This window comes from Bacteroides sp. OM08-11 (assembly GCF_003438665.1).
GTDB lineage: Bacteria > Bacteroidota > Bacteroidia > Bacteroidales > Bacteroidaceae > Bacteroides > Bacteroides cutis.
On record NZ_QSTJ01000001.1, the window covers coordinates 984,591 to 998,879 of the forward strand.

11 protein-coding genes and 1 tRNA gene are annotated in these 14,289 nt (G+C 39.2%); 7 read left to right on the forward strand and 5 right to left on the reverse strand.

Annotation, left to right across the window (positions count from 1 at the left end):
- Nucleotides 1-8: 8 nt before the first annotated feature.
- Entirely contained in the window at nucleotides 9-1,340 is a 1,332-nt protein-coding gene (locus DXC10_RS03805; RefSeq protein ID WP_101542380.1) for a TolC family protein, read from the reverse strand.
- A gap of 460 nt (nucleotides 1,341-1,800) precedes the next feature.
- Here DXC10_RS03805 and DXC10_RS03810 point away from each other — a divergent pair, with 460 nt between their 5' ends.
- Nucleotides 1,801-4,356 (forward strand): GH116 family glycosyl-hydrolase, encoded by a 2,556-nt coding sequence (locus DXC10_RS03810; RefSeq protein ID WP_117737346.1) that lies wholly within the window; start codon nucleotides 1,801-1,803, stop codon nucleotides 4,354-4,356.
- Nucleotides 4,357-4,510: 154 nt separating this feature from the next.
- On the opposite strand, the gene DXC10_RS03815 is transcribed toward DXC10_RS03810, so the two are convergent.
- A complete protein-coding gene (locus DXC10_RS03815) occupies nucleotides 4,511-5,686 on the reverse strand; it encodes a DUF418 domain-containing protein (RefSeq protein WP_101542382.1) in 1,176 nt (391 codons plus the stop codon).
- Nucleotides 5,687-5,827: 141 nt separating this feature from the next.
- Nucleotides 5,828-5,901: transfer RNA gene (locus tag DXC10_RS03820), tRNA-Met, on the reverse strand.
- Between the two features lie 258 nt (nucleotides 5,902-6,159).
- On the opposite strand from DXC10_RS03820, the gene DXC10_RS03825 reads away from it, so the two are divergent.
- From DXC10_RS03825 to DXC10_RS03840, 4 genes are all read left to right on the forward strand, one after another.
- The gene (locus tag DXC10_RS03825) at nucleotides 6,160-6,546 is read left to right on the forward strand and encodes an START-like domain-containing protein (RefSeq protein ID WP_101542383.1); all 387 of its coding nucleotides are present in this window, start codon (nucleotides 6,160-6,162) and stop codon (nucleotides 6,544-6,546) included.
- A gap of 76 nt (nucleotides 6,547-6,622) precedes the next feature.
- Nucleotides 6,623-8,521, forward strand: a complete 1,899-nt coding sequence (locus DXC10_RS03830) for an LptF/LptG family permease (protein WP_101542384.1) — start codon at nucleotides 6,623-6,625, stop codon at nucleotides 8,519-8,521.
- A gap of 20 nt (nucleotides 8,522-8,541) precedes the next feature.
- The gene (locus tag DXC10_RS03835; RefSeq protein WP_101542385.1) at nucleotides 8,542-9,756 is read left to right on the forward strand and encodes a bifunctional 3,4-dihydroxy-2-butanone-4-phosphate synthase/GTP cyclohydrolase II; all 1,215 of its coding nucleotides are present in this window, start codon (nucleotides 8,542-8,544) and stop codon (nucleotides 9,754-9,756) included.
- An 81-nt stretch (nucleotides 9,757-9,837) separates the two neighbouring features.
- Nucleotides 9,838-11,031 (forward strand): pyridoxal phosphate-dependent aminotransferase, encoded by a 1,194-nt coding sequence (locus DXC10_RS03840; protein ID WP_101542386.1) that lies wholly within the window; start codon nucleotides 9,838-9,840, stop codon nucleotides 11,029-11,031.
- Nucleotides 11,032-11,108: 77 nt separating this feature from the next.
- On the opposite strand, the gene DXC10_RS03845 is transcribed toward DXC10_RS03840, so the two are convergent.
- A complete protein-coding gene (locus DXC10_RS03845; protein WP_101542387.1) occupies nucleotides 11,109-11,279 on the reverse strand; it encodes a DUF362 domain-containing protein in 171 nt (56 codons plus the stop codon).
- Nucleotides 11,280-11,601: 322 nt separating this feature from the next.
- On the reverse strand, nucleotides 11,602-13,440 hold the full coding sequence (locus tag DXC10_RS03850; RefSeq protein ID WP_101542388.1) for a DNA polymerase III subunit gamma/tau: 1,839 nt from the start codon (nucleotides 13,438-13,440) through the stop codon (nucleotides 11,602-11,604).
- Between the two features lie 98 nt (nucleotides 13,441-13,538).
- On the opposite strand from DXC10_RS03850, the gene DXC10_RS03855 reads away from it, so the two are divergent.
- Both DXC10_RS03855 and DXC10_RS03860 read left to right on the forward strand, forming a co-directional pair.
- Nucleotides 13,539-13,847, forward strand: coding sequence for a septum formation initiator family protein (locus tag DXC10_RS03855; RefSeq protein WP_101542389.1), 309 nt, complete (start codon nucleotides 13,539-13,541; stop codon nucleotides 13,845-13,847).
- Entirely contained in the window at nucleotides 13,844-14,182 is a 339-nt protein-coding gene (locus DXC10_RS03860; protein ID WP_117737347.1) for a hypothetical protein, read from the forward strand. Before DXC10_RS03855 ends, DXC10_RS03860 begins: the two co-directional genes overlap by 4 nt.
- Nucleotides 14,183-14,289 lie beyond the last annotated feature (107 nt).

The following is a 14,289-nucleotide window of genomic DNA, read 5'->3' on the forward strand; positions in this document are numbered from 1 at the left end:
TTGAAAAATTACTGATGATTAATCAATGTTTCTATTTGTCCCGTGAGTTTCAGCAACAACAAAGTGGTTACCCGGTAATTGTAATGTGCACTGATATAATTGTTCTGTGCCTCACTCATCCGCATTTCATCCTGAAGGACTTCGGTCATCGAAGTGATACCTTCCCGATAGCGGTCCATAGTGACTGTATACACATCTTCCGCTAACAGATAATTGTCTTTCTGCTTTTTGAAATTACGTTGATTGTTCATCAGGTCGTTAGTGGCATTCAGATATTGTGTTTGCAAGTTCTTGCGAGTGTTCTCCTGTGCCAGTTTTATGTTTTCTATATCAATTGTTGCTTTTCGGGTTTTATACCGTTTATCCAGACCGTCGAATATCGGTACACGCAAGGATAATCCTATCCCATAAGAACGGAACCAATGATTGGAAGGACCACTATGAAACCAATGATACCCCTTATCTGTATAAGCGGAAAACATCCAGTTGCCTGTCAAGTTTAAAGAGGGAATATAACCGTGTCCAATCATCTTTTTTTGTTGTTCAGCCATCATCCTTTGTGATTGTATGAGTTGTAACTCATACAAACCTTCCGATAGGCCGGTCAATGCGACTGGGGTAATATTTTCGGGATTTACCGGGGTCAGGGTTACCTGTTCGTTTGTTGGGTAATCAATGATATATTTGAGCAGGTTTATCTGTTGTTCCAGCATTGCCTTTGCATTATCATATTGTACTTTCAGGTTTTCCAAATTGATGTTTACCCTCTTTACGTCGACCTCCATTGCCATTCCATTATCGAAAAAAGCCATGGTGATATTTTTCAATTCTTCCAGCCGGATGATATTCGCTTTTGTCAGAGTGATTTGTTCGACTGTGGTTTGTCCCAGATAATACAATTTACAAATTTCCAGAATGAGGTCTTCCCGTGCTTTCTCGTAAGAAAGTTGGTTCAGTTCGTCCATTGTTTTGGCAATGGACATAGTGGTGTAGAGTGTCTGGTTGTAAAGCGGCATTTGTAGTTGCAGCCCGAAGTTGGCATTGTGCTGCAAGGTATAAGTAACGTTGTAAGGATTACCATATGCTGAACCATCGGTAACGGATACCGGTGGATCAAAGTTATCATTATAATTAGCGAAGCCATTGATTTGCGGTAATAACCTTGCACGATTTTCAGAAATGCCGTACTTACCTTTCTGTATTTCATTACGTTTACTTTCTAAGGATAAATTGTTCTTAATCCCTATCTCAAGGCACTCTTTCAGGGTTAGAACCTTTTGTGCGTGTCCTCCTACGACAAGTAAACAGAAAAAAGTAAAAGTGAATAGTAGTCTTTTCATGATATACAACTGATAATTTCCCACAAAGTTAGCGGCTTATCGTTGAACAAGTCTATCCATATATCAACTGTTTGTGTTCACATTTTCCTTTTTCTGCATTTTTTGAACTTGGTTTATCCCTCAAAAGCAAACAAGTATTTGTTAAAAGGCTGTTGTACTTTTGTTTTTTTGTCCGTATTTCTGTCATATAAATAATTTGTGGAGTATTCTATCGGTAAAAGGATAAATTGAAATGAACAAGATAGGCGATATCTGAGATTAGTGAAAACAAGAAAAAAGAACTGAAAGCAAGTGAATATCTCAATAGCTGTTGAACTAAATCATTACATTTGCCAATACAATATAATGAGTAAAAAATATATCTGGTAAATCTCGTTAATTGTGTTTTTACTCTTCATCTTGATGTAATGTTGTTATAAGTAGACCTATTCTGCTATTTACAAACTTAATGATTATATACATGAATAAACTCAAACTAGTGGTAGCTGGAGTGTTGTTTTCCAGTATTATGACTGCTAAAGAATGGAAACCGCAAGAATGGCCGGTTTTGAAACAGTATGATCAAGAACATCTTTATCAGATAGCCTTGCCATTAGGAGGTATTGGAACTGGAACTGTAGCGCTTGGTGGTCGTGGAGAACTTCGGGATTGGGAAATTATGAATATACCGGCAAAAAAGTATAGTACGGTTACAACTGGAAATGATGCTCCGTTTTTCGCCATTTATGTCAAACCATGGCAACAGAAAGCAACTACTACTTTGTTGGCAGGTCCTTTGTATACTCAGGAATATCTCCATTATGAAGGTCGTCCGGTTAATCATCATGGAATGCCACGCTTTGCGAAGGCTTCATTTGGCGCAGCTTATCCTTTTGGACAAGTATATTTGTCCGATGAAGAATTGCCGGTAAAAGTAAGAATAAAAGGCTTCAATCCCTTCATACCTGGAAATGCGGAAGCAAGCGGATTACCGATTGCCGTACTTTCTTATGAAGTGACTAATAGTACTACACGGCAGATTGAAGTGGCTATATGTGGGTCTATGCGTAACTTTATCGGTAAAGATGGAAGTAAATTTCAGACCGACTGGAAAGGTGACTACATTCCTGTCGGTGTAAAAAATAATAAAAATAAATATATTGAAAGTGATATAATGAGAGGGATTTATCTATATTCTGACGGCGTGGATAAAAAAGATCCGGCATGGGGAACTATTGCTCTCACAACTCAAGCAACCGATGGTGTAACTTTTCGTACTTCTTCAAAAGCGAATGACTGGAATAATGGAATATTAAATTTTTGGGACGATTTCAGTGCTGACGGTGTATTGACAGAAAGGGGGGTATCGAAAGATGAAGATCCAATGGCTTCTTTATCTGTAAAGAAGACAATAAAACCACAAAGCACAGAAACATTTACTTTTTATATCACTTGGAATTTTCCGAACCGCCAAGCATGGTCTTCTACTGTAGTTGGTAATTATTATAGTCAAAAATATCAGGATGCTTGGAAAGCGGCAGAGACTATTATTCCGCAAATACCTGAATTGGAGAAGAAAACTTTATTATTTGTAAATACCTTGCTTAATACATCTTATCCGGATGTCGTAAAGGAGGCTGCTTTGTTTAATCTTGCTACTTTACGGTCACAAACCGTGTTTCGTCTTCCTAGCGGGCACATGATGGGATGGGAAGGGGTTATGGATCGTTTTGGCTCATGCGCGGGTTCATGTACACATGTTTGGAATTATGAGACAGCTACTCCTTATCTTTTTGGTGACTTGGCAAAAACAATGAGGGATGTGGAGTTTAATTATGCTACTAAGGAAAATGGGTTAATGAATTTTCGTGCGTCTCTTCCCCTTTCCAAAGCTAATCCTCCAAAATCGGCTGCTGCTGATGGGCAAATGGGGTGTATTATGAAAATATATCGTGAATGGCAACTTTCGGGAGATAATGATTTTTTGAGAAATAATTGGATGCAAGTAAAAAAAGTTCTCTCTTATGCTTGGATAGAAAAAGGATGGGATGGTAATCAGGATGGGATTATGGAAGGTTCTCAACATAATACAATGGATGTGGACTATTACGGCCCTAATCCGCAAATGGGATTTTGGTATATGGGAGCACTGAAAGCGGCAGAAAAAATGGCACTTGCCATGCAAGACAAAGATTTTGCAAAAAAGTGTAACGTTTTGTTTGAAAATGGTAGTAAATGGATGGATCAGAACTTATTCAATGGTGAATATTATGAACATAAAATTACCGACCCGAAAACATTTGAATATATTGACATGAATGATCCAAATGCTCAGATACCACCATTCCAATTAGGATCTGGTTGTCTGGTAGATCAGTTGGTGGGACAATATATGGCACATCTGTGTGGGTTAGGCTATTTAGGAAAAAAAGAATATATTCAAGCAACAATGAATAGTATCATGAAGTATAATTATGTTTCCGATTTTAGCCGTCATTTCAATAATATGCGTTCTTATGTGTTGGGAACTGAAGCTGGTTTAGTTATGGCATCCTGGCCTAAGGGGCGTTTGGAGGTACCATTCCCGTATTTTGCCGAGGTAATGACTGGATTTGAGTATTGTGCGGCCGTAGGTATGATTTATGAAGGTATGAAAAAGGAAGCATTGACCTGTATACAGTCTATTCGTGATCGTCATGATGGAGCTAAACGAAATCCGTTCAGTGAACCAGAGTGTGGGCATCATTATGCCCGTTCGATGGCAAGTTGGTCTATCATTGTTGCTTTAAGTGGTTTTCAATATTCCGGTGTGGACAAGAGTATGACTGTGACAGATTGTCCTGGAAATTATTTTTGGAGTAACGGATATTCATGGGGGACTGTCGATGTCAGTGTCACAGGGGTTACAATTGAAGTAATGAGTGGTTCTCTTAATTTAAAATCTCTTACTGTCGGGAATGAGGAGACGATGGAATTGGATAATTTTGTTTTGAAAGAAGGAGATGGACGAGTAATCAGACGACGAATAAAAGAGTGATGCTTATATCTGTTTTACAGATAAGCCAATGTGTTCAACATCATAGCTTACATCGCTTTATATTAATCGGTTGATCTCTAGCCAAGATTATTTATGATATGAATAGGTACTATTGAAAGAGGAATTTATCCGATAAAAATTCTCTTTACGAGAATCATTTGTTTGTCCCTATCCATGTCCATTTGTGCCAAATGTATTCTAACGGCCCTTGTTTGTGTCCTGTCAACCACCATTTACAGAATTTTACTTGTAAAAGAAATACGCAAAAGCCGATTAATAGGCTTAGTGTATATCCGCAATAAGGGGCGAGGTATAAGCCGAATGGAAAATAGATAATCGCTCCTATTATAGACTGGGATATATAGTTCGTAAGACTCATTTTTCCGTAAAATCTTAAGTCCATAACCGATTTATTAAATTTCTTACTTTGATAAAGCAGGATAAATGAAGCTATCAATACTAAAGTGAAAGCTAATTTTTGCCACATGTCAAATGCCGTTCCGGCTGATTGCTGTACGATTGTATCGTTTGTCATAATCAGTTCTTTCAAAGTATATAAAGGAGCGAAAGAAATAGCGGATATTATCAATGTCTTTGTCCAAAAGCGGAGATTTTTTTCTGTTGCGACAAACAGTTGTTTTCTGCCGATATAGAAACCTAAAAGGAATAATCCGGCTGTCTGGAAGAAACGTCCGGCATTTACTGCCCATAATAAACTGGCTTTTTGACCTAAGGTAATATTACCCCAGATGAAATTCCAAAAGTTGCCTGATTTTGTATATTCTGCCACTTCTGTATACATTTCACCAACTTTCAAATCTGGCAACTGGTGTGCGGGATTTATCAGATTGGCTATATAATGATACCATTCAACAGGTTGTAATAGGAAGATGACAGCGGTTATGAATATAGCTTTATTATTCCAATTCCGGGTGAGGAACAAAACAACTCCCACAACAACAAACAGTAGCAATACATCTCCGGCAGGAAAAAAGGCTGCATTTAAAGTTGCAAATACAGCCAATAGCGCTAGACGCCAAAGAAAGCGATAGCCGAAATCTTTACCCTGTTTCTTCTGGTTATTGCTCTGGATGTAGAATGTAAATCCGAAAAGGAGTGCAAAGATAGCATAGGCTTTTCCGGCAAATAGGGTGAAAACACTGTTGAAGACTCCTTGGTCTAATATATCCAGCCAGCTTGGAGAGTCGGTGGGGTAGATCGGGAAAATGAAATGTTCCAAGTTATGAACTAAAAGGATAGCCATTACGGCGAAGCCTCGCAAAGCATCTACTACCTCGATACGAGGATTTTTATCGATGTGTTGTTCCATGAATTATTTTGTATTATGATATTTCAATGGTTACATTGATCCTTCATTGATCGGTTACGTTTTCGTGTTGCACAAAAGGATTTAAAATAAAAAAAAGACCGCCAAGAGTGGAAGCCTCTCGACAGTCTAAATCTTCATTAGTAGCGGGACCCGGGATTGAACCGGGGACCTCATGATTATGAATCATGCGCTCTAACCAGCTGAGCTATCCCGCCATCATTTCTCGATTGCGGGTGCAAAGATATAGCTTTTATTTAAAATGCCAAAACTTTTATGAGGATTTTCTGTTATTTCTTTGATGGTCGGAAAGAAATTTGGGCTTTTTATCCTTTTATGTTAACAGATTTGTGCCACATTATCAGATGTTTAGAACTTTGTTGACAGATACGTCTAAATAAATTTAATGAATTATTTTCTGTAATTAGAAAAAAGTATTTATCTTGGCTGACGCAAATAAGAAAGCAGAATAAACTATGGAAAGAAAGAAAGTTCATTTGCAATATCTTTTAAATGCGACTTCTAAAAGTATCCTTTGGACAGCGATAAGCACACCTACCGGTTTGGAGGGCTGGTTTGCAGACAGGGTGCAGTCGGATGATAAAACCGTTTCCTTCTTTTGGGGGAAAAACGAAAAACGTGATGCTGAGATTATAGCCGTGCGGGCATATTCCTTTATTCGTTTTCGTTGGTTGGACGATGAGAACGTACGTGAGTATTTTGAATTAAAAATGACAAATAGTGAGTTGACAAATGATTTCGTTCTTGAAATTACAGATTTTACAGATGAGGATGACGTGGATGATTTACGAGAATTATGGGACTCACAAGTAGACACTTTGCGTAGAACGTGTGGTTTTTAGTTAACTTTCAATTAAAAATTTCCCATACTCCCTTTTTTGTGCTATTTTTGTGTCTTCATTGCATGAAACAAGTAAAATGCTGCGCATAAAAAAGTTAGATATATTTATACTAAAGAGTTTTTGCATGCTCTTTATTGGTACGTTCTTCATCTGTCTTTTCATCTTCATGATGCAGTTCCTATGGAAATATGTGGATGAGATGGTGGGAAAAGGATTGGAAGTGAGTGTATTGGCTCAATTTTTCTTCTATTCGGCGCTTACATTAGTACCGCTTTCGTTGCCATTAGCCATTTTGTTGGCGGCTCTTATCACTTTTGGAAATTTTGGAGAACGGTTTGAATTGCTTGCCATGAAAGCAGCGGGTGTTCCTTTGTTGAAGATTATGCGCCCGTTGATTATTTTTATTACTTTTATCTGTTGTGTTTCTTTTTATTTTCAGAATGTTATCGGACCGATAGCAGAGACAAAGTTATGGACATTGTTGTTTTCGATGAAACAGAAATCTCCTGAAGTGGATATACCTGAGGGTGTTTTTTATGATGAAATAGATGGTTATAATCTTTATGTAAAGCATAAAAATCGTAAGACGGGTATGCTTTACGACGTGTTGATTTATAATTTCGAAAAGGGGTTTGAAAATGCGCAGATTATCAAGGCGGATTCTGGAAGATTGGAAATGACGGCTGATAAGCAACATTTATATCTACATCTGTATAGTGGCGAACAGTTTGAAAATCTGAAATCACAGAATATGAGCCAGAAAAATGTTCCTTACCGTAGGGAGACTTTTCGGGAGAAACATGCGATCATAGAATTTAATTCTGACTTCAACATGGTAGATGCGGGCTTTATGAGTAATCAGTCCAGAAGTAAGGATATGAAGATGCTACAAGCAGGTATTGATTCTATGAAAGTACTGAATGATAGTGTGGGAAGGGTTTATTATCAGGAGGCCATGGGAGGAACTTATAAACCTACTTCCACTGTGTTGAGTAAACAGGATACCGTGAAGATTGAAACAGCTAATCTGCGTTTTTATAATGTAGACAGCTTGTATAATGTGGCAACATTGGCGCAGAAGCAGAAAATACTTTCTACTGCCGTTAGCCGTGCGGAGAGCGCTGCCAGCGATTGGAGTTTCAAGAGTTTCAGTCTTTTACAAACTGAATCGAGCCTGAGACGACACATGACTTCGTGGCATGATAAACTAACGCTTTCTTTGGCGTGTCTTATTTTCTTCTTTATCGGTGCACCGTTGGGAGGTATTATCCGGAAGGGTGGTTTGGGTATGCCAGTGGTTGTGTCCGTACTTATATTCATTATCTATTATATTATAAATAATACGGGCTTTAAGATGGCTCGTGACGGTAAATGGATTGTGTGGATGGGCATGTGGACCAGTACAGCGGTATTGGCGCCATTGGGGGCTTTCCTTACTTATAAGTCGAACAATGATTCTGTAGTGTTGAATGCAGATGCTTATATTAACTGGTTTAAGAAAATTGTAGGTATCCGTAGTGTACGTCATTTATTCCGGAAAGAAGTGATTATCCATGATCCGGATTATGTACGCCTGCCGGATGATTTGCGGAAATTATCTGTCGATTGCCGCGTGTATGCTGATAAAAAGAGATTGAAACGTGCGCCTAATTATGTAAAATTGTGGATGAATGATGCACCACGTGATGAGGAAATGGTAGAAATCAATGACCGCCTGGAAAGTTATATAGATGAGATGTCAAATACGAGATCTGTTGCTTTGTTAACGGCATTGAATAATTATCCGGTTATTCCGGTTCATGCTCATGTGCGTCCTTTCCGTAATTATTGGCTTAATATGCTTTGTGGTATAGTATTGCCGTTGGGGCTGTTCTTTTATTTTCGTATTTGGGCATTCCGTATTCGTTTGAGTAAAGATATGGAACGTATCATTAAAACCAATGAAGAAATATTGCGAATTATAGAAACGAAATAGAATAAATAAACAATAATAAGATGGAAAAAGTACAATTGAATACAATAGAAGAAGCTATTGAGGATTTCAAGGCGGGTAACTTTGTAATAGTAGTTGATGACGAAGATCGTGAAAATGAAGGAGACTTGATTATTGCTGCTGAGAAAATTACACCGGAGAAGGTGAACTTTATGCTGAAACATGCCCGTGGAGTATTGTGTGCTCCGGTCACTGTATCTCGTTGTAAGGAGTTGGATTTGCCACATCAGGTTACGGACAATACTTCTGTGCTGGGGACTCCTTTTACCGTAACTATTGATAAATTGGAAGGTTGTACTACCGGTGTATCGGCTGCCGATCGTGCTGCAACTATCCAGGCATTGGCAGATCCTGCTTCTACTCCGGCTACATTCGGGCGCCCCGGGCATATCAATCCGTTGTACGCACAGGAAAAAGGTGTATTACGTCGTGCTGGGCATACCGAAGCTACCATCGACATGTGTCGTCTATCAGGATTTTATCCGGCTGGAGCATTGATGGAAATTATGAACGAGGATGGTACGATGGCACGTTTGCCCGAGTTGCGTAGAATGGCTGATGAATTTAATCTGAAACTGATTTCTATCCGTGACATGATTGCATACCGCTTGAAGCAAGAATCTATTGTTGAAAAAGGTGTGGAGGTAGATATGCCTACTGAACACGGACATTTTCGTCTGATACCTTTCCGTCAGAAATCCAATGGATTGGAACATGTAGCTTTGTTTAAAGGTGCTTGGAGTGGGGATGAACCAGTGTTGGTACGTGTACACTCTTCTTGTGCAACGGGAGATATCTTCGGATCTATGCGTTGCGATTGTGGTGATCAGCTGCACAAGGCAATGGAGATGATTGAAAAAGCTGGTAAGGGGGTGATTGTTTATTTAAATCAGGAAGGTCGTGGTATTGGTCTGATGGAAAAGATGAAAGCATATAAACTCCAGGAGGATGGATTGGATACAGTAGATGCTAATATTTGCTTGGGGCATCTGGTAGATGAGCGTGATTATGGGGTAGGAGCTCAGATCCTTCGCGAATTGGGTGTACACAAGATGCGCCTGCTAACCAATAATCCTGTAAAACGTGTAGGCTTGGAAGCATATGGATTGGAGATTGTGGAGAATGTACCAATTGAAACTTCCCCCAATCCATATAATGAACGTTACCTACGCACAAAGAAAGAACGTATGGGACATACGCTTCATTTTAATAAGTAACTGTCTTTTTGTTTTCGCATTTCAAATAAAATCGCTTATTTTGCAATCAAATTTGCATAACAACCATTAATAAGAAACAAAATGAACCAATTATCAGACCGCTTGAACAGCTTGTCGCCTTCTGCGACACTGGCTATGTCTCAAAAGAGTGCAGAGCTGAAAACTCAAGGTGTAGACGTGATTAATTTGAGTGTCGGTGAACCTGATTTTAACACCCCTGATCACATAAAAGAAGCTGCGAAAAAGGCGATAGACGACAATTTTTCTCGTTATTCCCCTGTACCGGGTTATCCGGCTTTGCGCAATGCTATCGTGGAGAAACTGAAAAAAGAAAATGGTCTGGAATATACGGCGGCACAAATCTCTTGTGCCAATGGTGCCAAACAATCGGTTTGCAACACTATAATGGTGTTGGTAAATCCGGGTGATGAGGTTATCGTTCCTGCGCCTTATTGGGTGAGTTATCCGGAAATGGTGAAACTTGCTGAAGGTAAGCCGGTGATTGTAACCGCAGGTATCGAACAGGATTTCAAAGTTACACCTGCTCAATTGGAAGCTGCCATTACTCCAAAGACAAAGGCTTTAATTCTCTGTTCTCCATCTAATCCTACTGGTTCTGTATACAGTAAGGAGGAACTTGCCGGGCTAGTCGCTGTATTGGTTAAGTATCCGCAAGTAATTGTGATTGCAGATGAAATTTATGAACATATCAATTATATCGGTAAACATCAGAGCATTGCACAGTTTCCTGAAATGAAGGAACGTACAGTGATTGTAAATGGTGTCTCCAAGGCGTATGCCATGACTGGTTGGCGTATTGGTTTTATTGCTGGACCAGAATATATTGTAAAGGCATGTAACAAGCTGCAAGGTCAATATACCTCAGGCCCTTGTTCTGTATCTCAGAAGGCTGCTGAAGCTGCCTATACGGGTACGCAGGCTCCGGTTGAAGAAATGCGTAAAGCTTTTGAACGTCGTCGTGACCTCATTGTAAAATTGGCCAAGGAAGTTCCGGGATTTGAAGTGAATGTACCGGAGGGTGCTTTCTATTTGTTTCCGAAATGTAGTTCATTTTTCGGTAAGTCTGTAGCTGAGCGCAAAATTGATAATTCAGATGATTTGGCAATGTATTTGTTGGAAGTTGCTCATGTGGCTTGTGTAGGTGGTACATCATTTGGTGCTCCTGAATGTATTCGTATGAGTTATGCTACTAGCGATGAAAATATTGTAGAAGCTATTCGCCGGATTAAGGAAGCGTTGGCAAAACTTGCTTAACTTTGTAATATCGTTGAACAAACAGAAAGGCTCGGTTTCATTGAAACCGAGCCTTTCTTTGTTTTCTAAGGATCGTATTATTCTCCCGGATGAATTGCTTCAGAAGGACAAACATCTGCACACGTACCACACTCTGTGCAAGCTTCTGGATCAATATGATAGATATCACCTTCAGAGATAGCGCCTACCGGACACTCGTCGATACAAGTACCGCAAGCAATACAATCTTCACTAATTACGTAAGCCATTTTCTTTAATTTTTTAATTATTAGTATTAATTGGTTCGACAAAAATAAGTGTTTTCTTCATTACTAACTATCAATCTTGATTAAAAAGAACTAATTTGTATACTGTCTAAATAGCTATTCTCGAGCTAGTCTCAAATAATATCTATACTGATAGATTGATATTCAGTTATTTAAGTGGGTGTGGTAATGGAAATCAGTACCGGGATAGTTATGTATTCGTTACTTTCATTGCTATTATTACATACTCACTTCATGTTATGACTGTGTTTGAAGATATCTATGCTCATAGGATATCTGTATACAAGTTCCTCTATTGGAATACTTAGTATAGTTCCAAACCAAACTCATCTTTTAATTGTAAGAGGGCATCGTTCTTTTGTGCCATCATCTGAAATTTTTCTACACGACCATATACCCGAACTTTTTCGGTAGGAGCACTGATACGTACAGTCATAGTGACTTTACGGTTTTTTAGGCGAGTACGTAAATAATCTTGTAAAGCTGGTATCAATGAGGTAAATTCCTTAGCTATAATTTCATTGTCCACTACGGCCTCAAATGTTGTGGCATTCAGAAGATTGACGTGCATATTCTGCATACGTTTAGCAATAGCAACCTGTTCTTTGGGCATTCGTCCGGCATATTCTTGCCAATAATAATTGACATCTCTTTCATTGAAGATAAAATCTTCTTCTATTGGTACGCTTTGTTGTACTGTATGAATTGTATTGGTAGGTTTTGGATCATCTTCTGCTTTGGGGCGTTTAATGGAGACGCCAAGTCCCGACATTTTTATGACGGGTATTTTCTTCTCTTCTTTACCTTGTAACAACAACACTGAAGTTGGCGTGATATGTGTTGGTGCAGTGGTTGTCGGTTTGGAGGCGGTTATAGATGTAGTAGGTGTGGTAGATGGAGTTACAGAAACTACTTGAGGACGGGTCACATTATTTACTTGTGACCGAGTCGTAGCTTGAGCAACCTGTGGCTGCTGTATAACCGTAGATTGCGTAAATATGGGTTTGATAATTTGTTTAGGGCTACGCCCACCGACGGAATCATCCTCCTCGGCAATAAGTTGTGTGACTTGTATCAAAGTGAGTTCTACCAGTAATCTTTTGTTTTTGCTGGCACGATAACTTAGATCACAGTCGTTGCAGAGTTTCATGGCGCGGTATAAAAAAGACAATGGGCATTTTTGTGCCTGTGCTTGATATCGTTTCCGGATACTTGCACCTACCTCGAGCAATGGCAGGGTAGCAGAATCCTTACTTACCAAAAGGTCGCGCAAGTGTGAAGAAAGTCCCGTGATGAAATGGCTGCCATCAAATCCTTTGTTCAATACATCATTTAACAAGAGCAGGGCATCGCTGATTTTATTTTCAAGAAAGAAATCCGTCAATCGGAAGTAATATTCATAATCCAATACATTGAGGTTTTCAATCACACTTTGATATGTGATATGTCCACCTGTAAAACTCACTACTTGGTCGAAAATAGATAAGGCATCACGCATGCCACCGTCTGCTTTTAGGGCTATGACATTCAGAGCTTCCGGTTCTGCTATGATATCTTCTTTAGAAGCTACATATGCAAGATGAGCTACGGTATCTTCTACGCTGATGCGGTTGAAGTCATATATCTGGCAACGTGATAGGATAGTCGGTAATATCTTATGCTTTTCAGTAGTAGCAAGAATGAAAATGGCATGTTTGGGTGGTTCTTCCAATGTTTTCAGAAAAGCATTGAAGGCAGAAGCGGACAACATGTGTACCTCATCAATGATATAAACCTTGTATTTACCTATCTGTGGCGGAATACGTACCTGTTCTACCAGTTGGCGGATATCGTCTACGGAGTTATTGGAAGCGGCATCCAGTTCGTGAATATTATAAGAGCGTTGTTCGTTGAAAGCTATACATGATTCGCATTGGTTACATGCTTCTCCATCTGTCGTGGGGCTCATGCAATTGATGGTTTTGGCAAAAATACGGGCGCAAGTTGTCTTTCCTACTCCCCGTGGTCCACAAAAGAGATAGGCGTGCGCCAGTTTACCTGTAGCGATTGCATTTTTCAGTGTGGTAGTCAATGCGCATTGACCTACTACCGACTCAAAGGTAGATGGACGGTATTTACGTGCCGATACTATATAATTTTCCATATTTAGGGTTTTCTTATTATGCAAATGTACGCAAAAAAAAGAAATTTTTCAGTTATTCCTTTTATCTTTGTACCATAATATTTAATCATTGAATCAACGTGGATAAACTTGTTTCCTTTTGGTTATTTGTCTGTAAGAACAAATATTTGATTACACTTGTACTGTTTGCGGTGCTTATCGGATTTTTAGATGAGAACAGTATTGTTCGCCGTATGGGTTATGCGCGTGAGGAAAGTCGCTTGCGTGAAGAAATAGATAAGTTCCGGACGGAATATGAAGAGAATACTCGTCGTCTCAATGAACTTGCCGTTGATTCCGGTACTATTGAACGCATTGCGCGCGAAAAGTATCTGATGAAAAAGCCCAATGAAGATATTTACGTATTTGAAGAAGATATAGAAAAATGAAACAATTGATACCCGCTCTTTTTACTGTAGGTGCTGTTATGGTTCTCATAGGGGCCGCTGTTTATATTACTGGTTGGATGCTCGCGCCTTATGTATATACTATTGGTGCTACCTTTGTTGCTTTGGCACAGATCAATTCCCCTTCGAAATCTAAAAAACCGAATGTGAAACGTCTCCGTCGTCAGCAAATATTCGGTGCTTTGTTGTTGGTCTTAACGGGGGCGTTTATGCTTTTTACTCATGGTAATGAGTGGATTATCTCACTTACAATTGCTGCTATCCTTGAACTTTATACTTCGATACGTATTCCTCAGGAGGAAGTAAAAGGAGAATAATAGTCTTTGAGGATATTTTTTCTTTTTCTTTCCGTTCCTGTTTTTTCTTTTTCTCTTTCTTCGCGCGTGCGTATATACATAATGTGCTCTGTCTTTGTCTTTGTTCT

What these genes read in the sequence shown, in the direction of transcription:
- DXC10_RS03805 (WP_101542380.1), bottom strand. Translation starts at nt 1,340, where the DNA reads ATGAAAAGACTACTATTCACTTTTACTTTTTTCTGTTTACTTGTCGTA.
- DXC10_RS03810 (WP_117737346.1), top strand. Translation starts at nt 1,801, where the DNA reads ATGAATAAACTCAAACTAGTGGTAGCTGGAGTGTTGTTTTCCAGTATT.
- DXC10_RS03815 (WP_101542382.1), bottom strand. Translation starts at nt 5,686, where the DNA reads ATGGAACAACACATCGATAAAAATCCTCGTATCGAGGTAGTAGATGCT.
- DXC10_RS03825 (WP_101542383.1), top strand. Translation starts at nt 6,160, where the DNA reads ATGGAAAGAAAGAAAGTTCATTTGCAATATCTTTTAAATGCGACTTCT.
- DXC10_RS03830 (WP_101542384.1), top strand. Translation starts at nt 6,623, where the DNA reads ATGCTGCGCATAAAAAAGTTAGATATATTTATACTAAAGAGTTTTTGC.
- DXC10_RS03835 (WP_101542385.1), top strand. Translation starts at nt 8,542, where the DNA reads ATGGAAAAAGTACAATTGAATACAATAGAAGAAGCTATTGAGGATTTC.
- DXC10_RS03840 (WP_101542386.1), top strand. Translation starts at nt 9,838, where the DNA reads ATGAACCAATTATCAGACCGCTTGAACAGCTTGTCGCCTTCTGCGACA.
- DXC10_RS03845 (WP_101542387.1), bottom strand. Translation starts at nt 11,279, where the DNA reads ATGGCTTACGTAATTAGTGAAGATTGTATTGCTTGCGGTACTTGTATC.
- DXC10_RS03850 (WP_101542388.1), bottom strand. Translation starts at nt 13,440, where the DNA reads ATGGAAAATTATATAGTATCGGCACGTAAATACCGTCCATCTACCTTT.
- DXC10_RS03860 (WP_117737347.1), top strand. Translation starts at nt 13,844, where the DNA reads ATGAAACAATTGATACCCGCTCTTTTTACTGTAGGTGCTGTTATGGTT.